The following is a 25,036-nucleotide window of genomic DNA, read 5'->3' as shown; positions in this document are numbered from 1 at the left end:
CGAATCGGCGGCGGTGATCACGGCCGAGCCGTTGCCGGTGTTGACCACGAGATCGGCCGGGGCCGCCAGCACGAGCGAGCTGTCGGGCCGCATCCCCACGATCATCGAACGGATGCCGAGCTGCAGCGAACCCTTGATGGCGACGAAGAACTTGGCGCGCGTGGAATCGTTGGCGGCGTTGGCCACATGGACACCGACCTCCGCGGGCGGCGGCGGCGGTTGGCGCCGGCAGCCCACGGCGCAGGCGGCGGCACAGGCGAGGGCCAGGGCGAGACGACGAGCGTGAGGTTTGGGCATCGACGGAAAATGCGCGCGCCGGCCCGTCTCTGCCACTACGCGGGCACCGCGCACCCGCGCCGGGAACCATGCGTCGGCGGTAATTTGCATACAATTGTGCCCAAGCTTTCGTTTTCGAAACGGAGGGCACGGGGTCGGAGTTTGGCTTCGATTCGCCTATATTGGCGGCACCCCCTCAGCCGCACCCTGTTGCCCATGCCACCACGCAGGCCTCCTTCTCGTTCCTCGCGCGCCAAGAGCCCCGGCGGTTCCGTGCGCGCCGGATCCGTCGCGCACGGCTCGCGGCCCGAGCAGGTGTACACCCGTCTGCGCGACCTGATCGTGCAGGGGCTGGTGGCGCCGGGCAGCCGGATCGTCGAGACGGAGATTGCCAGCCGGCTGGGGGTGAGCCGCACCCCCGTGCGCGAGGCCCTGCAGCGGTTGCAGCAGGAGGGCTACGTGATGGGCGCGCCGGGCGCGCAGCAATCGCGGCTCACCGTGGCCCCGCTCACACGCGACGACGTCCGCGAACTGCTCGACATCGTGGGTTCCCTCGAGGGACTGGGCGCGCGGCGCGCCGCCGAGCTCGGCGTGGAGGAGCGGAAGCCGCTGGTGAAGGACCTCCGGGCGCTCAACGCCGAATTTCTCAGGGCGGGGCGCTCGACCCCCGTGGACCACAGCCGTCTATACGACGCGGATGAACGTTTTCACCGCCGCGTGGTAGAAGCAGGGGTAGGTCCTCGGCTCATTGCGCTGCACGACGCGGCCAAGCCGCAGGCCGAACGCTACATCAGGATGTACATCAGCATGCTGACCGGAGACATCCGGTCGTCGGTGGAGGAGCACGACGCCATCACCGACGCGATCGACGACGGACGATCCGAGGCCGCGCAATACGCCGTGGAGGTCAACTGGCGGCACGCGGCCGAGCGACTGGCCAAGGTCATCGAAGAGGTCGGCGAACGCGGCAGCTGGTAGTGGCCAACACCCCCATGGAGGCAAGACCAGTGAAGAGACTCGCATTGTTGCTACTCGTTCCGGCGTTGTTCGCCTGCGATACGCAGGCCAAGCAGCAGCTCGGCGTGCTCGCCAAGGCGGACTCGCTGCGCCAGGACTCGTTGCTCAACGTCAAGAACCAGCTGCTCAACGACATGCTGGTGTCCACGCAGTTCATCAATGACATCGACGCCGAGATCGCCAAGGCGCGGAGCCTGCCCAAGCCCAAGACCAGGACCGCGCTGGCCACGCCCGCCGAGGCCGCGACGATCAAGCAGGACCGCGACGAGGTGCTGGGCAAGATCCGCATGCTCGTCCAGCGGCTCGACGCCACCGACGTCCGGCTGCGCGAGGTGCGGGCCAGCGCCGCGTCGCTGTCGCAGCACGACTCCACGCTCACCCGGCAGATCGCCCAGTACGAGCAGAACATCGCGGACTTCCGGGCCACGGTGGAGCGCCAGAAGACCGAGTTCCAGGCGATCATCGATTCGCAGAACGTCCAGATCGCGTCGCTCAAGGGCAAGGTGGACACGCTCAACACGGTCAAGGCCGCGCTCAGCGATACCGTCACCGACCTCACGCGCGTGAAGAACACGGGCTACTACGTGGCCGGCACCCGCGACGAACTGGTGCACGAGGGCGTGCTGTCGGAGGAAGGACACAAGCAGTTCCTGCTGTTCGGCAATCGCCCGGTGGAGCCGGCGCGCACGCTCGATCCGTCGGCGTTCACGCGCATCGACATCACCAGGGATACGAGCATCGCGCTGCCCGACGGGGAGTATTCGATCTTCTCGCGGCAGGACCCGCAGTATGCGCAGGGCTTCGCCGTGAAGGACGGCAAGATCACGGGCGGGCTGCACATCACCTCGCCCACGCAGTTCTGGGCGTCGTCCAAGTTCCTGATCCTGATGAAGCACTAGGCCGCCAGCCCTGCCGGAGGCAGCACGCGGGGCGCGCGCTCAGTCGAGCGCGCGCCCCGTGTGCGTTGTGGCCCGGCGCGCTACCAGGACGGCTTCTCGCTGGCCAGCTCCTCCGACAGCTTGAGGTAGCTCTCGTAGCGGCTCACGGCCACCTCGCCGCGCTCCAGGGCCGCGCGCACCGCGCAGTCGGGCTCCACGCTGTGCAGGCAGTCGGCGAACCGGCACTGCTCCCGATGCACGCGGATCTCGGGAAAGCAGAGATCGAGCCGCTCCACGGGCAACTCCCACATGCCCACTTCGCGCAGCCCCGGCGTGTCCATCACGTAGCCGCCACCGGCGCCGGGCAGCGGGTGCAGCGACGCGCCGACCGTGGTGTGGCGACCCTTGTTGACCGACGCGCTCACCTCGCCCACCCGCAGGTCGAGGCCCGGGAACATGGCGTTGAGCAGCGACGATTTTCCGGCGCCGCTGGGTCCGGTGAGCACCGAGGCGCGGCCGGCGAGCGCCCGCGACAGCACCTCGAGCCCGTCGCCGCGTTTGACGCTGGTGAAGTGCACCGGATATCCGGCGCGCGGGTAGTCGGTGAAGCGGGCGTGCGCCACCTCGGGGCCCACGAGGTCGACCTTGTTGACGACGAGACGCGCCGGCAGTCCGTTGGCCTCGGCGATCACGAGAAACCGGTCGACCATGCGCAGATGCGGTTCGGGGTTCGCCGCCGCGAACACGATCACCACCTGATCCACGTTGGCGGCGATGATGCGTTCGCCGCGCGCGCCGCCGGGTGCCCGCCGCGCCAGGCGGGAGGTGCGGGGCAGGATCTCGGCGATGGCCAGCGACTGGCCGCGGGCGTCGCGCTCCAGCCGCACGCGGTCGCCCACCGCGAGCTTCACGGCCTCACGGCCCGCGGTCTCGGTGTCGCGCCGGATGGATCCGCCGGCCCGGCGGCCGACGTCGGCTTTCTTCAGGCGGCCGCGCATCGACGCCTCGTGCACCGTGCCGTCGGGCAGGAGCACGTGCCACACGCCGCCCGTGCCCTGGGAGACGGTGCCCACCAACTCCTCGGCGCCGGTCACGTCTCGCCGTCGTCGGCGCGCATCGCGTCCCACCACCGGCGGCCGGGCGCGGCGCCGTCGCGGGCCGCGATCAGGCCGTCGAGGGCGCGCTTGACGTCGGCCAGCGGCATCGCGCCCACCAGGGCGCGCGCCGCATCGGGCGTCGCGGCGTGAATCAGATAGTCGGTCTCGAGATGGCCCTGCGGCGCGGCCGCGCCCACCCGCGCCCACTGCACGAACAGCAGGTACGCGGCCGCCGCACCGGCCGGACCGCGGGCCGCGTCGGTGACGATCTCCACGCTGTACGAGAACCCGTCCGATCCCTCGAACGCCGCCGGCCGGTCGTGCACCGCCATGTAGCCGCCCAGGGTATTGGCGTCGCCCCGGGAATGATCGGCGGGAATGAACTGCCCGGACATGATCAACGCCGGCCGCCCACCATCTCGCGGAGCACGTTGCCGGTGATGAACGCCACGTTGGCCGGACGCTCGGCCAGGCGGCGCATGAGGTACGGATACCACTGCGTGCCGAACGGCACGTACACGCGCACGCGGAAGCCGGCGCGCACGAGCTGGTCCTGCAGGTCGCGCCGCACGCCGTAGAGCATCTGGAACTCGAACCGGTCGGCCGAGATGCCGTGCTCGGCCACGAACCGCTGCGCCTCGGTGACGAGCGCCGGATCGTGGGTGGCGAGCGCGGGGTACGTGCCGCGCTCGAGCAACGCGTGCATGCACTTCACGTAGTTGGCGTCGACGTCCTTCTTGTCGGGATAGGCCACGGCGGCCGGCTCCTTGTACGCGCCCTTGCAGATGCGCACGCGGCACTTGAGCTCCACGGCCCGCTCCACGTCGGCGAGGGTGCGATACAGGTAGCTCTGCAGGACGATGCCCACGTGCTGCTTGAAGCCGGGGTACAGCCGCTCCTCGAACAGCCGCAGCGTGCGCTCCGTGTAGGCGCTCGACTCCATGTCCAGGCGCACGAACGAGCCGTAGCGCTTGGCGCGCTCGAGCACGTCGCGCATGATCGACACGCACAACTCCTCGGAGATGTCGAGCCCCATGGCGGTGAGCTTCACCGACACGTTGGCATCGAGCCCCTGCTCGTTGATGCGGTCGAGGATGGTGAGATATTCGTCGCGCGCGGCGCGGGCCTCGCGTTCATTGGTGACGCTCTCGCCCAGCAGGTCGAGCGACGCCGAGATCCCCTTGGCGTTGAGGGCGCGGACGGCGTCCATCGCCTCGTTCAGCGTCTCTCCGGCAACGAACCGGCGCGCGAACGATTTGGCGAGGCGGTTCTTGCGGACGAACCGGAAGACGCGGGGCTGATTGGACAGATACAGCAACGTGGAGCGGAACATGCGACCTCAGACGGCACGGCGCAGGGAACGCCGGAAAAATGACGGCCCGCGCCGAAGCGTGGGCCTTGGGGGGAGAATCAGGGTTTGACGGGACGGAGTGGGGCGTTGACGGTGAACGGCTCGACGATGCGCAGCACCGGATACTGCTTTCCGGGGGCGAGCCAGCCGTCCATGATGTTCCAGGTGGTGAATCCGTCGTCGCTTTCGGGCTCCAACAGGTACATGGCCAGGATCGCGAGCGGCTGCGCCTCGCGCACGATATACGTGCCGGGCGGCAGGGTGATGCCGAGCGGCGCCCAGAGCCCCTCGAGGCGCACTTCGTGGTGGCCCTGGTACTCCCGCGGGTTGCGGATCACCGAGTCGATGGCGAACTGCTCGGCGCGCACGTCGAGCGAATCCACCAGCTGCTCCACGAACACGCCGTGCATGGCCAGCCGCTGGACGAGCGGCTTCTGGTCGGGGCCGAACGCGTAGGCCACCGGCATGCGCCGCTCGAGCGTGGGCGTGAACCGGTCGTACACGTCCATCCGTTCGGTGTGGAAGTCGCCGATGCGGCGGAATCCGCGCGGCACGCCGGGCAGCTTCTGCGTGCTGTCGGGCAGGCGACCCAGGGTTTCGAGAATCACGTCGGCCTTGCGCGGGTGCTGCGTGATCTGCGAACGCAGCGCGATGTACGGCGCCGCCGACGGCGTGGTGCCGCCGTACACCGTCTTGCGGTCGGCCTCGTGCGAGATGTCCACGATCTCCGACGAGTTGGCGGCGAGCAACGACAGCAGCTCGCCCACGAACGCGTACGTCGAGGCGATGCGGGTGCGGAACGGATCGTGCGAATAGGCCTCGCTGAGCACGCCGATGCGCCCGCGAATGCCGTAGTAATTGGTGCCGTACCGCGGCCGGGCGTCGTACGTGTACCAGCCGCGACGGCCGCCGGTAGTGTCGAGGTTGCCGTAGTCGAAGGTCTGGATGCGTTCCCGGGCCAGCAGATTGCGGCGCACGGCCGGGAGCAGCGTGTCCATGGTGAACGGGCCGGTGTACTTGGCGGCCGGACTGAGCGAGCCTGCGTAGGTGAGGGCGTAGCCGTGGAAGGTCCCGTCGGTGGTGTGCAGGTCCACGAACACGTCCGGGTCCCACGCGTTGAACATGGCCAGCGACGCGCGGGTCTCCGGCGCATCGGCCTTGATGTAGTCGCGATTCAGGTCAAGGCCCTGACCGTTGGCCCGCTGGCCCACGAGTTCGGGGCCGTCCTGCTCGGGCCGGTTCGTGGCCTGGGGGCCGAACTTCTCGTTGCCGTCGGCGTTGTAGATCGGAACCACCACCAGCACCAGCGAGTCGAGCACGTTGGGCTGCTTGTCGTCCGACAGCTCGCGCAGCATGGCGAGGATGGCTTCCTTGCCTTCCACTTCGCCGGCATGGATGTCGGCCTGGATGTACACGATCGGCCGGTTGAGCCGCTTGGCCTCGGCGGCATCGCGCACCACGGGGCGCGACGCCACGACGTACGGGATCTCGCGCCCTTCGCTCGTCTTGCCGATGTCGCCGATGGTGATCGGGGCGCCCAGGAGCTTGAGCGAATCGAGGAACGACACGACGTCCGCGTAGTGGGACGTCTCCATGAAGTTCGTGCGTTCGGCGCGCGTGAGCGGGCGCCGGTGCGAGAAGTCGGTGGGATACACGGCGTGGATGTTCACCGCCGATACCGCCGTCCGTCTTTCCGGCATCGGACCGGGGCCGCGGCCGGGCGGAGCGCCGCCGGCAGAGCCGCCGCCGCACGACGCCGCCAACGCGGCTGCCGCGAGTGGAGTCAGGACGCGAGCAAGCGAACGAGCCATGACTGGTCTCAGGTCTCGGGAAACGCGCAGGGAACAGGGAATTGTACCCTGATGGCGGCGCGAGGTGCTAGGGACCGCTCAGCGTTCGCTGCGCGCCGCTGGCGGGCCGCCGCCGCGCAGGGCGGCGCCGCGCGCCCGCGTGGTAGCCGCGGCCGCCGGGTCGGCGCCGCGATCGATGTCCTGGCGCACGCTGCGCTGGTACGCGGTGAAGTCGGCGTCGCGGACCCCGGCCCGAGCCAGTGCCTCCACGGCCGCCGAGGCCGTGGGCGCCGGCACCCCGCGCGACACGAGGTCGGTGAGGACCATCAGCGGCGTGGTGAGCTGCCGGCCCACGTCGGCCCGCCGCAGCGCGGTCAACTGGGCGGGCGTGATCCCCGCGTGGAGCGCGTGCGCCCCGGCCGTGATCTCCTCGGCGCGGGAGCCGCGGCCGAGCGCGGCGCGGGCCCGGCGCATCTCCTGGGCCAGGGCGCGCACGGCGGCCACGATGCGCGGACCGGCGGCGTGCTTACCCGCCCCTTCGAGCGCCTTGTTGACCAGCGCGTCGGCCGGCAGGCCGGCCACCCGCGCCGAATCGACGAGCGCGAGCACGGCCGTGCGGGTGACCGGATCGAGTTGGGTGTTGAGGCGCGAAACCTGCGCTCCCAGCGTGGGCGCCGCCGCCAGGATCAGCAGCGTCGCCACCGCGTGCCGCGCCAGCCGCATCAGGGCGTGTCGTCGACGACGAGCGCCGAGTTGGGATACCCGAAGTCCTCGTCGGCCACGCGAGGCGCGGCCGGATCGGGCACCCATAGCGAATCGTCGACGAGGAAGCCGTAGCGATGGTGGCCTGGGGGAATGGGGGCCGTGAGCGACCAGACGCCGCCATGATTCTCCGCGTGGTACGCGGCGTGGTTCGGGTCCCACCCGTTGAAGTCGCCCACCACCTGCACGGTCTTGGCGTCGGGGGCCACGAGCACGAACTGCACCTGGTGCCCCTGCGGGCGCGCCGCCGGGAGAACCGCCATCGCGAGCATGCCGGCCGCCACCGCGGCGAACGCCGACCACACGCGCCATTTCGGAATCGGCATCAGGGGCGTGATCAGTTCGAGCGGACGCCGTGCCACCGCCCGGACGGCACGCATCACCCGCTGATCGAACGAGGCGTCCACCGTCACCGGGCGGCGGAGTTCGTCGACGATCCCATCGAGTCTGGAGTTGTTGATGTCACGCACTGCGCGCCTCCTTCAACAGCACCCGCAACCGGTCGCACGCGCGCATCACGCGCATCTTGAGCGCTGATACGCCAACGCCGGTCAGGTCAGCCATCTCGTCGTATCCCAACCCTTCCACGTACTTCAGGAGGAACGCCTCGCGTTGTTCCGGCCGCAACTCGGCCAGCGCCCGCTCGATCTCCTCCCGCCACGCCCACACTTCCGCCGGATGATCCTCCGACGCCGTCATCAGCGCCGTCTCGTCGGCGAGGAAGGTCCGCGCGCGACGCGCACGTCGCGCGCCCGCCGTCCGGCAGCGGTTGACGAGGATGCGAAAGAGCCAGGCCCCGAACCGTTCCGGATCCTCGCACCGGGCGAGTGACCGATAGGCCCGCACGAACGCGTCCTGCATCACCTCGTCCGCGTCCTCACGGTTCCCGAGCATGTGCATCGCATACCGTGCACAACGTTCGCGATACCGCTCGACGAGCGTCGCGAACGCTTCCACGTCACCGGCGAGCACCCGCTCGACGATCAGCGCGTCAGCGCTTCCATCCATATGGCTCTGACCTTACCACCAGGGGTGGAGTCACACGACCTCGACCGAAATCGCTTGGGGGACAGCATCATACCGGTTTCCCGTCGGCGGGATAGAATCGTCGCCGCGAACGCGCCATGTCAACCAGGAGTTCTGCCGGCTCGAACCGCGAGGGGAACCGCCCGTGCAGGTCTTCGAGCCGGCGGACGACCTCGTCGGCACCCAGAGAATCAATGTAGCGAAACGGTCCGCCGCGGAACGGAGGGAACCCGATCCCGAAGACGGCGCCGATGTCGCCGTCCCGGGGGGACCGGAGAATGCCTTCCTGTAAACAGAGCGCAGCTTCATTTACCATCGCCAGGGCGCAACGTTCCGCGATCTCACCGGCCGGGACCGGCACCCGGGCCCCCGACCCACCGATCGCCCGGTACACCGTGGGGTCCACCCCCTCCTTCTTGCCGTGGGCGTCGTACCGGTAGAACCCGGAGCGCCCCTTGCGCCCCGTGCGCCCCGACTCCACCACCCGCCGCATGGCGTCGGACGGCGCCATCCGCGTGCCGAACGCCTCCGAGAGCACCAGCCCCACCTCGCCGCCGACGTCGATCCCCACCTCGTCGAGCAGGGTGATCGGCCCCACCGGAAACCCGAATTCCACGAGGGCGCCATCGATGGCCTCGATGCCCGCCCCCTCGTCGAGCAGCAGCCCGGCTTCGTTCATGTACGCCGAGAGCGCGCGCGTGGTGTAGAAGCCCGGCCCGTCGTGGACCACGATCACGGTCTTGCCGAGCGCCCGGCCGTAGCTCACCGCGGTCACCGCCGCCTGCTTGGCGGTGTCGGGCGTCACGATCACCTCCAGCAGCGGCATGCGGTGCACGGGCGAGAAGAAGTGCATCCCGAGCACGCGCTCGGGGTGCGCCGCCGCCTGGGCGATGCGGCCGATGGGGATGGTGCTGGTGTTCGACGCGTACACGGCGTCGGGCGCCAGCGCGGGCTCCACCTCGCGCAGCACGCGGTGCTTGAGTTCGAGGTCCTCGAACACGGCTTCGATCACGAGGTCCGCGTTGCCGAACCCGGTGTACGTGGTGGTGCCGCTCACGAGGATCATCTGGTCGTCGAACTGCTGGCGCGTGATCTGCCGCCTGGCCAGCCGTTCGTGCAGCACCTCGCGCACCGCCGCGAGCCCCTTGCCCACGCGCGCCGGGTCGGTGTCCTTGAGGCGGACGATCGTGCCCAGTTGCGCGGCCACGCCGGCGATGCCGGCGCCCATGAATCCGGCGCCGAGCACGCCGAGTTTGCGCACCTCGTTGGGAGGCGGCGCCGGCTGGTCCACGCCGGTGTCCTTCTTGAGCGACGTGGTGGCGAAGAACAGAAAGATGAGCTGGCGCGACACCTCGGTCATGGCGAGCTCGCCGAACCGGCGCGCCTCCTCGCGCAGCCCTTCGGCCATGCCGCGCTCGAATCCGGTGTGCACGGCGGTGATCGCCGCCAGCGGCGCCGGGAAGTGGCCGTGCGTCTTGGAGAGCACGCCCTCCCGCGCCTTGCGGAATACGATGCTCCGCCCGGCGAAGTTCGTGTCGAGCAGCAGCCCGGCGGCGCCGGCGCCATGCCCGCTGCGCACCGGCCGGCGCGTGCGGTTGGCCAGCTCCTGGGCGCGGGTCACGGCCACCTCGCGCAGCAGCGCGGGATGCACCATCTCGTCCACCAGCCCCATCTGAAGCGCCTTGCGGGCGCGCACGTTCTTGCCGGTGAGGATCATGTCGAGCGCGGCCTGCAGGCCGATGAGGCGCGGCAGCCGCTGGGTGCCGCCCATCCCGGGAATGAGCCCCAGCTGCACTTCGGGCAGCGCGAGCACCGTCTTGGGGTGGTCGGTGCAGATGCGATAGCTGCAGGCGAGCGCGGTTTCGAGACCGCCGCCCAGGCAGGCGCCGTGAATGGCCGCCACCACCGGCACGTGGAGCGCGGCGAGGGCGTTGAGCACGTCCTGCCCCATCTGGCTGGTGCGCGCCGCCTCCTCCTCACGGCGGAACTCCAGGAACTGCTCGATGTCGGCGCCGGCGATGAACGAATCGCGTTTGCCGCTGATCAGCACGCAGGCGCGCACGGTCACGTCGCGATCGACGTCGGCGATCACCTGCCGCAGCTCGGCGCCCAGCGCCTGCGTGAGCTTGTTCACCGGCTCGCCCGGCATGTCGAGCGTGAGAACGAGCACGTCGTGCTGGCGGTCGAGGCTGATCATGGGTTGGGCGTCTCCCCGCTCACGGGCGTTCGATGACCATGGCGTGGCCCAACCCGCCGGCCGCGCAAACCGTCATCAGGCCGAACTGGCCGCCGCGCCGCGCCAGTTCGTTGGCCAGCGTGATCAGGATCCGGCCCCCGGTGGCGCCGAATGGGTGCCCGATGGCAATCGACCCGCCCATCACGTTGAGCTTCGAGCGGTCCACCTCGCCCAGCGGCCGGCTGTAGCCCGCCCGCTCCGCCCACTCCTGCGATTCGAAGCCCTTGAGGTTGCACAGCACCTGCGCGGCGAACGCCTCGTGCATCTCGATGAGGTCCATGTCGGCCAGCGTGAGGCCGGCGCGCTGCAGCGCCAGCGGCGCGGCGAGCACGGGCCCCATCAGGAGCTGATCGCCGGGGTCGAGCGCCGCGTACGCGTACGACCGGATATACGCCAACGGCGCATATCCCAGCGTCTTCGCGCGCTCCTCGCTCATCAGCAGCACGGCGCTGGCGCCGTCGGTGAGCGGCGACGCGTTGCCCGCCGTCACCGTGCCGTAGCGGCGGTCGAACACGGGCCGGAGCGCCCGGAGCGCCTCGATGCTCGTATCGGTGCGCACGCCGTTGTCGCTCGACGCGGCCACATCGAAGCGGGGCGGCACCCAAACGGTGGCGATCTCCGCGGTGAGGCGGCCGTCCAGCGTGCCCACCGACGCCAGGCGGTGCGAACGCAGCGCGAACTGGTCCTGTTCCTCGCGCGGAATGCCGTTCATCTTCGCCATCTTCTCGGCGCTCTGCCCCATCGTCTCGCCGGTCGTGGGCTCGGCGATGGCGGGCGTGATCGGGACGAAGTCCCTGGGGCGGACGCGCCCCAACGCGCCCAGCCGGCCGGCCAGCGATTTGGCGCGCGACGCCGCCACGAGCGCGTCGGACATGCCGCGCGAGTGGAGGATGGGCACGTTGGAGAGCGACTCGGCGCCGCCGGCGATGACCACGTCGCGATGCCCCAGCGCGATCTGATCGGCGGCATCGGTGATCGCCTGATTGGACGACGCGCACGCCCGGCTCACCGTGTATGCGTCCACCGACTTGGGCAGCACCGGCATGAGCGAGACTTCGCGCGCGATGTTGGGCGCGAGCACGGAGTGCACCACGGTGCCGTACACCAGCGCCTCGACCAGCGACCCGTCGAGCTCGGTGCGCTCGAGCAACTCCGACACGCACCGGCGGCCCAGGTCGATGGCGCTGAGCCCGCGGAGCACGGTGCCCGCGCGTGCAAAGGGGGTGCGCACGCCCGCCACGATCGCCACGCGGCGACCGTTCCCGAAAGTCGGCATGGCTTCAACTTAGGCGATAGCCCACGGGGCGCCAAACCGGCCGGCGGCTGCTTGTTCGCGACGGCGCGCGGTGGCAGCTTTTCGCATGCCGCTCTCGCAATCTCCCCCCCGCCTGCCGGCCTCCGGCTCGTCGTTCGACCTGCTGGTGGTGGGCGGGGGGATCACCGGGGCAGGGATCGCCCGCGACGCCACGCTCCGCGGGCTGGCCGTGTTGCTGGTGGAGAAGGACGACTTCGCGAGCGGCACGTCCAGCCGCAGCTCGCGGCTCATCCACGGCGGGTTGCGCTACCTGGAGCACGGCCAGCTCAAGCTGGTGTTCGAGGCCAGCGACGAGCGGCGGCGGCTCCTGCGCCTGGCGCCGCATCTGGTGCGGCCCCTGCGCTTCGTGTGGCCCGTGTACGCCGGCGCCCGCGTGCCGTTCTGGAAGGTGGTGGCGGGGGTCACGCTCTACGACACCCTGGCCATGTTCCGTAACGTGCGCCGGCACCGGCGCCTCTCGCCGGCGGGGGTCGAAGCCGAGGAACCGGCGGTGGCGCGCGACGGGCTCCGGGGCGGGGTGGCGTACTTCGACGCCCACACCGACGACGCCCGGCTCACGCTCGCCAACGTGCTCGACGCCGAATGCGCCGGGGCCACGGTGCTCAATCACGTGGCGGTGGAGGCGTTGTCGCTGGAGCGTGGGCGTGTGGTCGGCGCGCGGCTGGCCGACCGGCTCACCGGCGACACGACCGAGGTGCGCGCCCTGGCGACCGTGAACGCCACCGGCCCGTGGAGCGACGACGTGCGCCGGCTGGAGGGAGCGGCCGGTCGGCCCCGCGTGCGGGGGAGCAAGGGCGTGCACATCCTCGTGCCGCACCACCGGGTGGGCAATCGGGCGGCGCTCACCCTGCTCTCCCCCACCGACGGGCGCGTGATGTTCGCGCTGCCGGCGGGCGCGTTCACCGTGTTCGGCACCACCGACACGTTCACCGAAGCCAACCCCGACGCGGTGCGCGCCTCGGAGGACGACGTGGCGTATCTGCTGCGGGCCGCCAACACGTTCTTCCCCGCGGCGCAACTCGGGCGTGCCGACGTGGTGAGCGCATGGGCGGGCATCCGCCCGCTCGTGGCCACGACGGCCGATTCGCCCAACGCGGCGTCGCGCGAGCACGCGATCGAGGTCACGCCGCGCGGCGTGGTGGCGATCACCGGCGGCAAGCTCACCACGTATCGCATCATGGCCGCGCAGGTGGTGGACGTGGTGGTGCGGAGGCTCGGCCGGGGCGGCAGGTCCACCACCGCCGACCTGCCGCTCCCCGACGACACGGCGGAGCGCGACGCGGCATGCGGCCGCGACGCGGAGGCCGGCGCGCGCATCGTCCCCTCGCTCGACTGGCGATTCGGCGAACTGCGCTGGGCGGTGGAGCGCGCCCACGCGCGCACGCTGGCCGACCTGTTCATCCGGCGCACCAAGCTCGCGTTCGAGACGCCCGACCACGGGGCCGGCGCGGCGGCCGCCGCGGCGCAGTACGTGGCGCCCCTGCTGGGCTGGAACGGCGACGAGCAGCGCGAGGCGGTGGCGCGCTATGCGCGCGAGGTGGAGCGGATCTTCGGCGTGGACGCCGGGGCCGGCGTCTAGCGCGGGGCGGCGATGCCGCCCCGCGGGGTCATTCGTCTTTCACGATCTCGTCGTGAATGGTGTACAGCTCCACCACCACCAGCGTCCGCGTGAGCGTGGGCAGACGGAGCATCACGTCCTCGCCCACGCCCTTGCCGAGCAGCGCCCGTCCGATGGGCGACGCCATGGTCACGTGGCCCTCCTCGAATTCGATCGCGTCGCCGAACACCAGGTGGTACGTCTCGCGCACCCTGGACTTCTTGTCCTCCACCACCACGCGCGAGCCCAGCCCCACCTTGTCGGGCGGGATCTGCGACGGGTCGATGGCCGACAGCTTGCTCAGCCGCTGGTGCAGATGGCCCAGCCGCGCCTGCACGAACTGCTGCCGCTCGAGCGCCGCCTTGTACTCGCTGTTCTCGCGCAGATCGCCCATCTCCACGGCGCGACGAATCTCGCTGGGAAGCGTGACGTTCAGCTCGTACTGCAGGCGCCCGACTTCCTCGGTCAGTTTTTCCTTGAGGGCTTCGATCATGGAACCGCGCTGGCTGGGTATAAAAATCGAGGCGCCCGGCTGAGTGGCCGGGCGCCGATACTGCGACGAATCCCGAACCCTCGCCTACCGCCGCTGCCGGCTGGGCGTCACTTCTGCGGTCGCTCGGGTCACGTCGCTCATACGTGCATACTACCGCGACCCCGGGGGTTCGTCCAGCGGCGATGTGCCGCCGGCCGCCGCAGGCTAGACTACGGCGCATGATCGAGCAGGAGCGATACGGCGACGTGCTGCGGCTGCGCATGTCCAGCCGCCGCAGCCGGTCCATGGGATACGAGGTGAGCGCGTACTTCACGCGCGGCGTGCTGGTGGACTGCGGCTTCCCGCACGTGGCCCGTGAGCTCCGGGCGCTGCTGCGGGAGCTCCGCCCCGTGGGCGCCCTGCTCACGCACGGCCACGAGGATCACGCCGGCAACGTGGCGCTGCTGGCCGCAGCCGGCATTCCGCTGGACGTCACCGCCGCCACCCTCGCCGAGTTGCGGGCCGGCCATCGCATCCGCGCGTACCGCCGCTACACCTGGGGACAGCCGCGTCCGTTCACCGGCGCGTTCCAGGCGTTCTCCTCCGATGCCCTGCGGTCGATCCCCACCCCGGGCCATGCCCACGACCATCGCATCGTGTGGGACGCCGAACGCGAGACGCTCCTCTCGGCGGATCTCTGGCTGGGCGTGCACGACAAGCTGATGCACGTGGAGGAGGACCCGCGCCAGCTGGTGCGCGACCTGCGCGCCGCGGCCGCGCTGCGTCCGGCGCGGATGTTCGACGCGCACCGCGGCCCGGTGCACGACCCGGTGCGCGCGCTCAACGCCAAGGCCGACTGGCTCGAGGCGACGATCGCCGCGATCGAGGTCCGAGTGGCCGCCGGGTGGAGCGACCGCGCCATCCGGCGCCAGGTGCTGGGCCGCGAGGAGCTGGCCGGCTTCATCTCGCGCGGAGAGTACGCGCGCGCTAACCTCGTGCGCACCGTCCGTGCCGGCGCCGCCGCGCCCCAGGGGAATCCGTCATGAACGCGCTGCTCGTCACGATCGTCGTGCTCCTCGCCGCCACGGTGGTGCTCGTGGCGGTCACGCTGCGCCGCACCCGCCCCGCCGACACCTCGGCGCTCACGCAGCAGCTGGGCGAACTGCAACGCGGGCTCGATCGCGCCGACCGGCTGGTGCGCGAGGAGATGGGGCGCAATCGCGAGGAGACCGCCTCGTCGCTGGCCCGCGTGACGATGTCGCTGGACCAGCGGCTGGAGCAGGTGCAGCGCGGGCTGGGCGAGATGCAGGCGCTGGCCGACGGCGTGGGCGATCTCAAGCGCGTGCTCACCAACGTGAAGACGCGCGGCGCGCTCGGGGAATGGCAGTTGCAGGCGCTGCTCGAGCAGTTGCTGGCCCCCGAGCAATTCGCGCGCAACGTGAAGCCGAGCCCGGTACGCGATCAGATCGTGGAGTTCGCCATCCGCATTCCGGCGCCGGGCACGAGCGGGGGCGGCATGTGGCTGCCCGTGGACAGCAAGTACCCGGCCGAGGACTACGCGCGGTTGACCGACGCGCAGGAGCGGGCCGACGCCGCCGGCGTAGCCAGCGCGCAGAAGGCGCTCGGCACCGCCGTGCGCCGGTGCGCCGACGACATCCGCGTCAAATACATCGATCCGCCCAACACCACCGACTACGCGATCCTCTTTCTGCCGTCGGAGGGCTTGTTTGCCGAGGTGGTGCGGCTGCCCGGGCTGGTGGAGGCGCTGAGCACCGATTGCCGCGTGATGGTGGCGGGCCCCACCACCTTCGCCACGCTGCTCAACTGCCTGCAGATGGGATTCCGCTCGATGGCGCTGGCCGAGCGCTCCGAGGAGGTGTGGCGGCTGCTCGCCGCGGTGCGCGGCGAGTTCGGCCGGTTCACCGAGACGGTATCGGCGGCCCAGAAGAAGCTCGGCCTGGCCGCCGACGCGGTGGACCAGATCGCCGTGCGGGCCCGCGCCATGGACCGCAAGCTGCGCGACGTGGAACTTCCGGCCGGCGGCGAGCCGCCGGCGCTCACATCCTAGCCGGCGCTCTTGGCGTACTCGCGGCGGAGGCGCGCCATCATCGCGCCGCGGCGGTCGTACAGCCGCTTGAGCGGACGCCTGGCGTGCTTGGCGTGGGCGTACGACGTGAGCAGGGGCAACGCCACCGTCGAATCGAGGTAGCACACCACCGCGTCGGGCAGCCGCTCGGGGTCGATCTTGCCCCAGCTCACCGCTTCGGCGGGCGTGGCGCCCGACAGGCCGCCGGTATCGGGCCGGGCATCAGTGATCTGTAAAAAGTAGTCGTGGCCCTTCTCGTCGATGCCCAGCACTTCCTGGATCTGCGGCTCCGTCTGCAGGATGAAGTTCTTGGGGCTGCCGCCGCCGCAGATGAACACCGCCGACTTGCCGCCGCCGCGCTTGGCGTCGAGCACGATCGACGCCGTCTCGTTCACGTCGAGATTGGGATCGATCACGCACCGGTTCCCGTCCAGCGCCAGCGCCGCGATGTTCATGCCGATGGACGAATCGCCGGGCGACGATGTATAGATGGGCACGCCGGCCGCGTAGGCCGCCGAGAGCAGCGACTTCTGGCCGATGCCCAAGGCCTTCTCGCGCTCGCGCACGTACTTGCCGCACAGATAGTGGAACTCGGCGCTCGACATAGAACGCTGGAACTCCGCTCCTTGAATGATCTTCCTGAAAAAAGCGTCGGTGCTCAGCAGCACGTCATAATCGAAAAAGATGTCGTAGATGCGCACCACGCCTTCTTCGCGCAGCACGACGTCCGACTCCTGGGCGTTGCCGCGGTGCATGGCGAGCCCGAGTCCGAAGTGCGTGTCGTGATACAGATTGGCGCCGGTGGAGACGATCCAGTCCACGAATCCCGATTCGATGAGCGGGATGATGGCCGCCATGCCCAGGCCCGCGGGCGTGAGCGCGCCGGTGAGCGTGAGCCCCACCGTCACGTCGGCGTCGAGCATCTTGTGCGTGAACAGCTGGCAGGCCTCGCGCAGCCGCGCCGCGTTGTAGGCCAGGAAGGTGCCCTCCACCAGATCCACCACCGTCTCGCGGCCGTCGATGCGGCGCGGATCGATCTTGCCGCCGCGCAGGAACCGGCTCTGCTCCGCCGAGGTGTGGCGCGCGCCGGCCTGCTCGCGCTGCTCGGCGGCCTGCTTCTGGGCCGCCTTGGGTCCCGACGCCGACGCGCGCTTGCCCGTGCCGGGCCGCGACGCCTTGAACCCTGCCGATCGCCCCGTCGCCTTCTTCTTCGCCATGCCGCCTAGCCTCGTCGCGTCGATTTGGTGGACATCGCCTGCTGCGCCTGGATCACCACGTTCGCCGCCTCGGCCGGATCGTCGGTGACGATCATGAGATCCATGTCGCCCGGCGAGATCTTGCCCTCGGAGAGCACCCGCGTCTGCAGCCAGCGCACCAGTCCCGCCCAGTAGTGGCGCCCGAAGAACACCACCGGGAACTGGTAGATCTTGCCGGTCTGGATGAGCGTGAGCGCCTCGAAGGCCTCGTCCAGCGTGCCGAAGCCGCCCGGGAAGATAATGAAGGCGTCGGAGTATTTGATGAACATCGTCTTGCGCACGAAGAAATAGCGGAAGTCGATGAGCGTATCGACGTACGGGTTGGCGCCCTGCTCGAACGGCAGCTCGATGTTGCAGCCGATGGACATCCCGCCGCCGAGCCTGGCGCCGTGGTTGGCCGCTTCCATGATGCCCGGCCCGCCGCCGGTGATGATCGCGAAGCCGGCCTGCGCCAGCAGCCGCGCCGTCTCCCGGGCCGCGTCGTACTGCGGCTCGCTGGGGTGGGTGCGGGCCGAGCCGAAGATCGTCACGCCCTTGGTGACGTGGGCCAGCGCGTCGAAGCCTTCGATGAACTCGCCCATGATGCGCATCACGCGCCACGGATCGGTGCGCGTGAAGTCCGCGGGATCGTGGGCGCCCTGCAACAGCTTCTCGTCCTCGGTCACGATGGCCACGTCGCGGATCGAGTCGTCCACCCGGCGGATGGCGCCGCTGCTGTGCCCCCGGTGCTGCTGCGAGGGGGGCGTGCGGCCGGCGCCGATGTGTCCCGCCTCGGTGCGCTCGCGCAGCCCGTCGCGCGCGCCCTGCGCCGCGGCGTCCAGCAGTTCGAGATCGGCGCGCTTTCCCGACGCCGTGCGCGGCGGACGCGGCGGACGAGGACGGCGCTTGTGGGCCGGCGGACCGCTGCGCTTGAAAGCTGACATTCAGGCGTTCCCGTCGATGAAGGAGACCGCGCGCCGGCGGCGCGCGCTGCCGGAGTTTACGCCATGTCACCAACGGTGCGCCAGCGATCGGCTTGCCCCCGCCGGGTCGCGGCGCTTGCTTTTGCGACCATGCCCCCCGCGCTCCCATGTCCGTAGTCATGCTGCTGGCCGACGGCGTGCGTCCCGACACGCTCGCCGCGGCCATCGACGCGGGCGCCCTGCCGGCCATGGCGCGGCTGCGCGCCGAGGGGGGGCTGCACCCGGTGACCACGGTGTTCCCGTCGGTGACCGGCCCCGCGTATGCGCCATTTCTCATGGGGCGGTTTCCCGGACCGGTGGGGCTCCCGGGCCTGCGCTGGTTCGACCGCGACCGGACGGCGTGCACCTTTCCCGACTACACGCGGAGCTACGTGGGGTATCAGATCGGCGAGGTGGACCGCGATCTGGACCCCGGGGCGCCCACGATTTTCGAGTTGGCGCCGTCGAGCCTGGCCGCGCTCAGCGTCATCACGCGCGGTCTCGCGCCGGCCAATCGCATCGGCAGCCTCACGCTCCGCTCGGCGCTGCGCGCGGCGCGCACCCACTTCAGGGGCGACGTGGCCGGCTGGCTGGCCATCGACCGCGAGGTGGCCGGCGAGGTGGCGCGCCGGGTGAGCGCCGAGCGGCCGGCGTTCACCTATGCCGCGTTCACGGGCGTGGACAAGGTGTCGCATGCGCGCGGGCACACGCACCCGATGGTGACCGACGCCCTCCGCATCGTGGACGACGCCGCGGCGCGCATCCGCGCCGACGCCGAGCGCGATGGCCGGTGGGCCGGGATGCATCTGTGGATCGTGAGCGATCACGGGCATTCGCCCGTGCGCCAGCACGAGGATCTGACCGGGCTCCTCACCATGTTGGGGCACCGCGTGGTGGCTCACCCGTGGGTGTTCACGCCCTTTCCCGACACCGCCGTGATGGTGAGCGGCAACGCGATGGCGCACCTGTTCCTGGACACGCCGCGTCGCACGCGGCCCTGGTGGCCGGGGCTTGCGGCGCAGTGGGAGCCACTGGTGGGAAAGCTGCTGGCGCGGCCGTCGGTGGACCTCGCGCTGCTGCCCTTTCCGGGCGGGCGATGCGAGGTGCGCTCGCGGCGCGGCGAGGCGGCGATGGTGTCGCGGGCCGGCGACCGCTACGCGTACGCGCCCCTGGCCGGCGACCCGTTGGGCATCGGCTGTGCGCTCGACGGCGTGACCGCCGACGAGGCGCATGACGCGTGCGCCGCGACAGACTATCCCGACGCCGTGGTGCAGATCGCGCATCTCGCGTCGTCGCGGCGCGCCGGCGACGTGATCCTGTCGGCCGCGCGCGACTGGGATCTGCGGGCGCACTACGAGCCCATCCGGCACGTGAGTTCGCACGGCGCGCTGCACCGGGAGCACATGGCGGTGCCGCTGCTCGTGAACCGGCCCGTGGCGCGAGTGCCGCGCCGCACCACCGACGTCATGCCGAGCGCGCTCGCGGCCCTCGGGCTGGAGATTCCCGGGTCGCTGGACGGCCGCTCGTTTCTGTAGATTGCGGCATGGGTTGGACGCGCCTCTCCCTCTCGCTCGCGCTGCGGTCCGTCGCGAACCCCGCCACCGGCGTGGCGCTGCTGCGCGTGGCGTGGCGATTCCGCGAACGCGGGTGGTACCGGCGGTTTCCGTTCCTGCCGCTGCCGTCGCGCGAGTACGTGCGCTGGCGCATGCACACCGCGTACGGCAGCTACGACTTCGTGCCGCCGCCCGCCGACGTGGTGCGTTATGCCCGGTGGGCCGTGCGCGAGCCGTGACGCGGTCCATCGAGGAGCGCGTCAAGGCGCACGCCTACGCCCTCGGCTTCGATCTGGTTGGCATCGCCGCGCTGGGCCCCGCCGAAACTGCACCGGCGTTCGCGCGGTGGTTGGCGGCGGGCTACGCCGGCGAGATGGCGTATCTGGCGCGCGGGGCCGGCAAGCGCGCCGACACGCGGCTGCCCGTGACCGGGGCGAAGAGCGCAGTGGTGGTGGCGCTCGACTACGGCGGCAAGGCGCCCGACGGCCCGGTGGCGCGCTATGCCCGCGGCGACGACTACCACGACGTGATGCTCGACCGGCTGAATGAGCTGCACCGACTGCTCGAGGCTGAAGTGGGCGCGTCCGTGCCCGGCAAGGCGTACGTGGATACGGGGCCCATTCTCGAGCGTGACCTGGCGCGGAAGGCGGGGCTCGGCTGGTTCGGAAAGAATACGAATCTCATCAATCCGACACTCGGGTCTTACTTCTTTCTCAGCGAGCTGCTCGTGGATCTCGAACTTGCGCCCGACGCGCCGTTCGATGTCGAACGGTGCGGGAGTTGCCGCGCGTGTCTGGACGCCTGCCCGACTGGAGCCTTCGTGGAGCCGGGGGTCCTCGATGCGCCGAGGTGTATTTCGTACCTGACCATCGAGTTGAAAGGGGAGATTCCGGAGGCGTTCCATGGCACGATCGCCGAGGGCGGGCATATATACGGGTGCGATGTGTGCCAGGAGGTGTGCCCGTGGAACGTGAAGTTCGCGCGGGAGGTGCAGGAGCCGAGCTTCCAGCCGCGGGCGGTGATTGCGGGGAAGGACGCGCGGACGCTGGCGACCGATATCCTCGCCATGAGCGAAGACGAATTCCGCACCGCGTTCAAGGGCTCGGCAATGAAGCGGGCGAAGTTGCCGGGCTTGAAGCGCAATGCCGCGGCGCTGCTCGCCGACGCATGAGGTGCCGGAGTAAGCGCCCCGCCACGCACGCGCCGCTTCAGGCCCGGCCCAGTTCGCGGATCGTGCCTCGCAGCCATTCCATCAGGTGAGCCCGTTGTTCCTCACCGAAGCTTCCCGGCACCACCGGCAACTGCGTGATCCGCAACCTGAGCTTTCGCGCCCGAACCAGCTCCTCGCCGAGCAGAACCCTGACGAAGTCCCGGTCCTTCTCTCGAAATGCGACCAGCTTGCTCGCCGCAAGATCATGGGCTTCGACGCAGCGTCCGATCAGGTGGCGCGTATTCGCGTTCTGCACGACCACGGCACGCCGCTGCCAGCCGGCGGGAAGCACGGCGGCCTGGATCGGCACGCCGTGGACGTAGAAACCGAACTGCGCGTGAAATGCGGAATCCATGCCGAGCATCGCATCGATCAGATCGACGTTGCCGTCGGAATGCGCCGGCGCGATGTCGGCCTCCGCGGACTGCCGTAGCGCCGGCGGCGCGTCGGGATACTGGCCGAGGATCGCCTGCGAACCGAAAACGAACACTTCGGTATCCTCGGCGACGTCGCACGCTGCGCGAATCGCGTGCTCCAACTGATCTCGCGTCATTCCTCGCTCGTCGCGTCGCGCGCCAGCTTCGCCAGGCTCGCGCGCTCGTCCGCGGCAAGCACGCTCATGAACGGCATCGATTGCCGCAGCCGCGTCATCCGCTCCCCCGGATCGACGAGCAGCGCACGAAGGCGGTTTGGCGTCGCGGTGCTGAGCAACTGAGCCCATTCTTCGAGTTCGCGACGCTCGCGCGGCGACGCGCGCCGCAACCGACGCTCGATGTCGCGCCCCGCACGATCGACGAGGCCGGGATCCCGCCTGATGAGCGTCGCCAGCGCGGCCCCGAGTGCCACCGCCTGCGCGTCGAGGTCCCCGTGCGTTCCAACGTGCCGGCGCTTTCCAGCCTGCGCTCGGGTCGAAGGGTGAAACGCGGCAGGCGGAGTTCCCGCGAGCAGAATGGCATCGCGGAGTGCGCGTACGCCGACCCCCGATCGCATCGCGAGCTCGGCGCGCGTCGCGCCGTGGATGGAGACCGTCACGTCGAACGCGCGCTCAATCGGGGCCAAGGCGTCCCGAAGTCCGACCGTGAGTCGCGGCAGCGCGTCGGGCGTTCCGAGCACAACGCACGTCACGGGTTCATCAGGAGCATCCGTGCCGGTCGCGATGGGCCCCTCGATCCAGACCGCCACAGCGTCCGGGACCTTCGCGGCGGCCTGGCGCAGCGCGTCGAGGAGTCGGTCGAAGGCCGACGCCTCCCCCTCGAACAGTGTGTGCAGCACCAGCGCGAGGGGATGCTCCTCCCGGACCCGGATCTGACGCTGGGCCCCGGTGCCAACGTGGCTCACGATCCCGGCCTGCTCCAGATGGCTCAGCGCCTTGTAGATCGACGTGCGGCCGAGCGCCGCTCGGCGCGCCAACTCGCCGGCCCCGAGTGGCTCACCTCCGGTTGCGAACAGCACCCGGAGCAGCCGGACGTTCGCTTCGGTGCCGAGCATGGCGTTCAGGGGATAGCGGCGGGCACTCTGGGGCTTGGCGGGTGGTCGCATGACTGGCGGTTGGACGGTAATGTGCTTTATAAGATACGTTCGTCTTATATAGAGCACAAGAGTCGTCTATAACACACATTCGCCCCCGTCTGCCCCCGCGCACCTCTTCCTGATGAGTGTAGCGCCGACCTGCGACTCCTGCGGACCCTGGCGATCCACCCGGCGAACTCGTATGCTGTGAATCGCATACGCTTTTGTGCACACTCCATCCTTCGCTTGGTCGTGGTCTATGCCCAAGAATCCCGCTGCGCCGCGGAGCCGGTCGCGACTCGTCGATGCACTGCGCCACGATGTGCTCTTCGGCGTCCGGATACTGCTCAAGAGCCCCGGCCTCACCATCATCCTGCTGCTGACGCTGGCCATCGGCATCGGAGCCACGACCGCTGCGTTCGGGGTCATCGATGCGGTCCTCCTCCGCCCGCTCCCCATTCGCGATCAGGACCGAGTCGTCGTCCTCTCGGCCACGAACGCCGCCCGCGGCAACACGCCCATAGGCCTTCCGAGTTCCGGAGTCGCCGGCCTCGCGGAATCGAGCGGCGCATTCGCGCGAGTCGCCCCCATCGCGCTGCAGGGAACGGTTCCCTTTGCCGCGCGTTTCGGCGATCGGCTGTTCCCGGTGACCGCAATGTTCGTCGGTGGGGATTTCTTTTCCGTTCTGGGCGCGCTCCCCGCCGCCGGCCGCCTGCTGAGCTCGGCCGATGATGCGCCGGGTGCAGGCCCGTCCGTGGTCCTCAGCTACCGCGCGTGGCTACGCGACTTCGGCGGCGACAGCTCGGTGATCGGAAAGTCCATTGCCATGATCAACGGACCGGAGACCATCGTCGGCGTCGCGCCGGCGGGCTTCGACTATCCCGCTGGAACCGACGTCTGGGTGGCCATGGCCCCCGTCGAGCGCATGTTCCCCAGCGCGCCCGGCCCCAACGCCGGGTTTCCCACGCAGGTCGTGGCTCGACTGCGCCCCGGGGTAACGCTCGTGCAGGCACGTGCCGCATTCGCGAACTATCTCGAGCGCTACCCGGCCCGCTCGCTCGGCGACTCCACCGCTCGCATCGCGCACGCCGAGTTGTTCGCGGCACGCGTCGTCGGGGACGTGCGGCCGGCGCTCGTGATTCTCTCGCTTGCGGTGGCGCTCGTGCTGTTGATCGCGCTCACCAACGCCGCCGGTTTGCTCGTGACGCGCGGCCTCGCGCGGCGTTCCGAGTTGGCCCTCCGGTCGGCGCTCGGGGCCGGCCGCGGCCGGCTCATTCGCCAACTGCTCACCGAGCACGCGTTGCTCGGCGCCAGCGCAGGAGCGCTGGGCGTGTGGATGGCCGTCGCGCTGCTCCGGATCGCGCCGCGCGTAGCACCATCGGGGCTGCTCCCTTCCGCGGGGGTCCGCCTCGACCTTCCGGTGCTCGCCTTCGCCGTCGCGCTCACGCTCGTCGCGGTGCTCGCGTTCGGTTTCGCCCCCGCGCTCCTCGCCACGCGGTCGGATCCCGAGGTCGCCCTCCGCGCCGGGGGCAGCAGGATCAGCGGCCGCCGGCACGAGGAGCGCGGGCGACGGCTGATCGTCGCCGCGCAGGTCGCGCTGGCCGTGGTCGTGCTCACGGGCGCCGGCCTCCTGGCGCGAAGCCTCGACCGACTCCAGCGGGTTGACCTGGGGTTCGCGCCGCAGTCGCTGCTCGTCGTCGGACTCGAGGACATGACGCCCTTCGACGCGCATACGCAGAGCTGGGCGCTGGGCGCGGCCCGGTATGACGCCGTGCTCGACGCCATGTCGTCTCAACTTCCGAAGGTGCACGGGATCGTCGGCGTGACCACACTCCTCGTGCGGCCGCTGTCCGGCACCGCATACGAGCTGCCCTTTGCAGCCAGTGGCTCGCCGAGCCGCGACACGGCGAACACGCCGCGCGTCGCGTGGCAGGCGGGGCTCCCGTCGCACTTCCACACCATGGGCACTCCGCTGCTGCGCGGCCGGGATTTCACGGCGGACGATGGTGCCGGCGCGCCGGCCGTGGCTGTCGTCAACGAGGCATTCGCCCGGAGGGAGTGGCCGGGACGCGACCCGATCGGACTCCGGGTACGGCTGAATCCTTCGGACAGCACGCAACCCTGGCGCACGGTGATCGGGGTGGCTGCGAACGCGCGCTTCCGAGGCGTCACGACCCCGCCCGAGCCCACGGTCTACGTGCCCGTGCGACAGACGGCGGTGGCCCCGATGTTCCTCGCCGTGCGGACCACCGGCGACGACCCGAGCATCGCGCTCGCTCCGCTCAAGCGCATTCTCCGCCAGAGCAACCCGTCGTTCGGCATCCGCGACGTCACCACCGGCGGCGCGCTGGTCGGCGAGCAGCTCTCGCGGCCACGCTTTCTTGCCGACACCCTCGTTGCCCTGTCCGGTGCGGCCCTGTTCCTCTCGGCCGTCGGCCTGTACGGACTGCTCGCCGCGGCGGTCCGCGAGCGTCGGCGAGAGATCGCCATCCGCATCGCGCTCGGCGCGACGCCAGCCGAGGTGCGCACGCTGATCATGCGGCAGGCGGCGTACATCCTGGCACTCGGAATCGTCGCCGGCACGGCGCTCTCGTTTGCGGGGACCCGCTTACTCGGGTCGGTGCTGTACGAGGTGAGCACGACGGACCCGCTGACGTTCGTCGG

The 25,036-nt window shown here is 70.4% G+C and carries 24 protein-coding genes; 9 read left to right on the top strand and 15 right to left on the bottom strand.

The annotated features are described in order from the left end of the window. The coding region (locus VNE60_00120; GenBank protein HVB29910.1) for a hypothetical protein at positions 1 to 186 on the bottom strand (186 nt) is incomplete at its 3' end. 363 nt (positions 187 to 549) lie between these two features. Here VNE60_00120 and VNE60_00115 point away from each other — a divergent pair. Beyond that, on the top strand, positions 550 to 1,254 hold the full coding sequence (locus VNE60_00115; GenBank protein HVB29909.1) for a GntR family transcriptional regulator: 705 nt from the start codon (positions 550 to 552) through the stop codon (positions 1,252 to 1,254). Between the two features lie 29 nt (positions 1,255 to 1,283). Further along, on the top strand, positions 1,284 to 2,192 hold the full coding sequence (locus VNE60_00110; protein HVB29908.1) for a hypothetical protein: 909 nt from the start codon (positions 1,284 to 1,286) through the stop codon (positions 2,190 to 2,192). 80 nt (positions 2,193 to 2,272) lie between these two features. On the opposite strand, the gene rsgA is transcribed toward VNE60_00110, so the two are convergent. The 9 genes from rsgA to fadI all read right to left on the bottom strand — a co-directional run bounded on the left by rsgA (position 2,273) and on the right by fadI (position 11,709). Beyond that, a complete protein-coding gene (gene rsgA, locus VNE60_00105; GenBank protein HVB29907.1) occupies positions 2,273 to 3,265 on the bottom strand; it encodes a ribosome small subunit-dependent GTPase A in 993 nt (330 codons plus the stop codon). Further along, complete coding sequence (locus VNE60_00100) at positions 3,262 to 3,663, bottom strand: hypothetical protein (protein HVB29906.1); 402 nt, start codon at positions 3,661 to 3,663, stop codon at positions 3,262 to 3,264. The genes rsgA and VNE60_00100 overlap by 4 nt, the downstream gene beginning before the upstream one ends. A 2-nt stretch (positions 3,664 to 3,665) precedes the next feature. Beyond that, positions 3,666 to 4,601, bottom strand: coding sequence for a proline dehydrogenase family protein (locus VNE60_00095; protein HVB29905.1), 936 nt, complete (start codon positions 4,599 to 4,601; stop codon positions 3,666 to 3,668). 77 nt (positions 4,602 to 4,678) lie between these two features. Then, positions 4,679 to 6,319, bottom strand: a complete 1,641-nt coding sequence (locus VNE60_00090; protein ID HVB29904.1) for a M14 family metallopeptidase — start codon at positions 6,317 to 6,319, stop codon at positions 4,679 to 4,681. 189 nt (positions 6,320 to 6,508) lie between these two features. Then, positions 6,509 to 7,132, bottom strand: a complete 624-nt coding sequence (locus VNE60_00085) for a hypothetical protein (GenBank protein ID HVB29903.1) — start codon at positions 7,130 to 7,132, stop codon at positions 6,509 to 6,511. After that, a complete protein-coding gene (locus VNE60_00080; protein HVB29902.1) occupies positions 7,132 to 7,641 on the bottom strand; it encodes a hypothetical protein in 510 nt (169 codons plus the stop codon). The genes VNE60_00085 and VNE60_00080 overlap by 1 nt, the downstream gene beginning before the upstream one ends. Beyond that, a complete protein-coding gene (locus VNE60_00075; protein HVB29901.1) occupies positions 7,634 to 8,179 on the bottom strand; it encodes an RNA polymerase sigma factor in 546 nt (181 codons plus the stop codon). The genes VNE60_00080 and VNE60_00075 overlap by 8 nt, the downstream gene beginning before the upstream one ends. 67 nt (positions 8,180 to 8,246) lie before the next feature. Further along, on the bottom strand, positions 8,247 to 10,394 hold the full coding sequence (fadJ, locus tag VNE60_00070) for a fatty acid oxidation complex subunit alpha FadJ (protein ID HVB29900.1): 2,148 nt from the start codon (positions 10,392 to 10,394) through the stop codon (positions 8,247 to 8,249). Between the two features lie 19 nt (positions 10,395 to 10,413). After that, positions 10,414 to 11,709 carry an acetyl-CoA C-acyltransferase FadI gene (gene fadI, locus VNE60_00065; protein ID HVB29899.1) on the bottom strand — a complete coding sequence of 432 codons (1,296 nt, stop codon included), beginning with the start codon at positions 11,707 to 11,709 and terminating at the stop codon, positions 10,414 to 10,416. An 85-nt stretch (positions 11,710 to 11,794) separates the two neighbouring features. On the opposite strand from fadI, the gene VNE60_00060 reads away from it, so the two are divergent. Then, positions 11,795 to 13,327 (top strand): glycerol-3-phosphate dehydrogenase/oxidase, encoded by a 1,533-nt coding sequence (locus tag VNE60_00060; protein ID HVB29898.1) that lies wholly within the window; start codon positions 11,795 to 11,797, stop codon positions 13,325 to 13,327. Between the two features lie 28 nt (positions 13,328 to 13,355). On the opposite strand, the gene VNE60_00055 is transcribed toward VNE60_00060, so the two are convergent. After that, complete coding sequence (locus VNE60_00055; protein HVB29897.1) at positions 13,356 to 13,838, bottom strand: GreA/GreB family elongation factor; 483 nt, start codon at positions 13,836 to 13,838, stop codon at positions 13,356 to 13,358. A gap of 218 nt (positions 13,839 to 14,056) precedes the next feature. Here VNE60_00055 and VNE60_00050 point away from each other — a divergent pair, with 218 nt between their 5' ends. Further along, positions 14,057 to 14,863, top strand: a complete 807-nt coding sequence (locus VNE60_00050; GenBank protein HVB29896.1) for an MBL fold metallo-hydrolase — start codon at positions 14,057 to 14,059, stop codon at positions 14,861 to 14,863. Next, the gene (rmuC, locus tag VNE60_00045; GenBank protein ID HVB29895.1) at positions 14,860 to 15,885 is read left to right on the top strand and encodes a DNA recombination protein RmuC; all 1,026 of its coding nucleotides are present in this window, start codon (positions 14,860 to 14,862) and stop codon (positions 15,883 to 15,885) included. The genes VNE60_00050 and rmuC overlap by 4 nt, the downstream gene beginning before the upstream one ends. On the opposite strand, the gene speY is transcribed toward rmuC, so the two are convergent. Together speY and VNE60_00035 are read right to left on the bottom strand one after the other, a co-directional pair. Next, entirely contained in the window at positions 15,882 to 17,120 is a 1,239-nt protein-coding gene (gene speY, locus VNE60_00040; protein HVB29894.1) for a deoxyhypusine synthase, read from the bottom strand. The genes rmuC and speY overlap by 4 nt on opposite strands. A 5-nt stretch (positions 17,121 to 17,125) precedes the next feature. Then, entirely contained in the window at positions 17,126 to 18,082 is a 957-nt protein-coding gene (locus VNE60_00035) for a TIGR00730 family Rossman fold protein (protein HVB29893.1), read from the bottom strand. Positions 18,083 to 18,228: 146 nt separating this feature from the next. On the opposite strand from VNE60_00035, the gene VNE60_00030 reads away from it, so the two are divergent. From VNE60_00030 to queG, 3 genes are read left to right on the top strand one after another with little or no spacing between them, the layout of a single operon-like run. Continuing rightward, on the top strand, positions 18,229 to 19,635 hold the full coding sequence (locus VNE60_00030) for an alkaline phosphatase family protein (GenBank protein HVB29892.1): 1,407 nt from the start codon (positions 18,229 to 18,231) through the stop codon (positions 19,633 to 19,635). Between the two features lie 8 nt (positions 19,636 to 19,643). Beyond that, positions 19,644 to 19,892, top strand: a complete 249-nt coding sequence (locus VNE60_00025) for a hypothetical protein (protein ID HVB29891.1) — start codon at positions 19,644 to 19,646, stop codon at positions 19,890 to 19,892. Next, positions 19,889 to 20,824, top strand: coding sequence for a tRNA epoxyqueuosine(34) reductase QueG (gene queG / locus VNE60_00020; GenBank protein HVB29890.1), 936 nt, complete (start codon positions 19,889 to 19,891; stop codon positions 20,822 to 20,824). The genes VNE60_00025 and queG overlap by 4 nt, the downstream gene beginning before the upstream one ends. Before the next feature lie 37 nt (positions 20,825 to 20,861). On the opposite strand, the gene VNE60_00015 is transcribed toward queG, so the two are convergent. Next, a complete protein-coding gene (locus VNE60_00015) occupies positions 20,862 to 21,416 on the bottom strand; it encodes a hypothetical protein (GenBank protein ID HVB29889.1) in 555 nt (184 codons plus the stop codon). Then, on the bottom strand, positions 21,413 to 22,351 hold the full coding sequence (locus tag VNE60_00010) for a helix-turn-helix domain-containing protein (protein ID HVB29888.1): 939 nt from the start codon (positions 22,349 to 22,351) through the stop codon (positions 21,413 to 21,415). The genes VNE60_00015 and VNE60_00010 overlap by 4 nt, the downstream gene beginning before the upstream one ends. A gap of 280 nt (positions 22,352 to 22,631) precedes the next feature. Here VNE60_00010 and VNE60_00005 point away from each other — a divergent pair. Continuing rightward, on the top strand, positions 22,632 to 25,036 hold a 2,405-nt coding region (locus tag VNE60_00005; GenBank protein HVB29887.1), incomplete at its 3' end, for an ADOP family duplicated permease.

The organism is Gemmatimonadaceae bacterium (assembly GCA_035533755.1).
Classification (GTDB): domain Bacteria; phylum Gemmatimonadota; class Gemmatimonadetes; order Gemmatimonadales; family Gemmatimonadaceae; genus JAGWRI01.
Note: the sequence above shows the minus strand (reverse complement) of the source record. Positions and strands in the feature narration are given on the sequence as shown.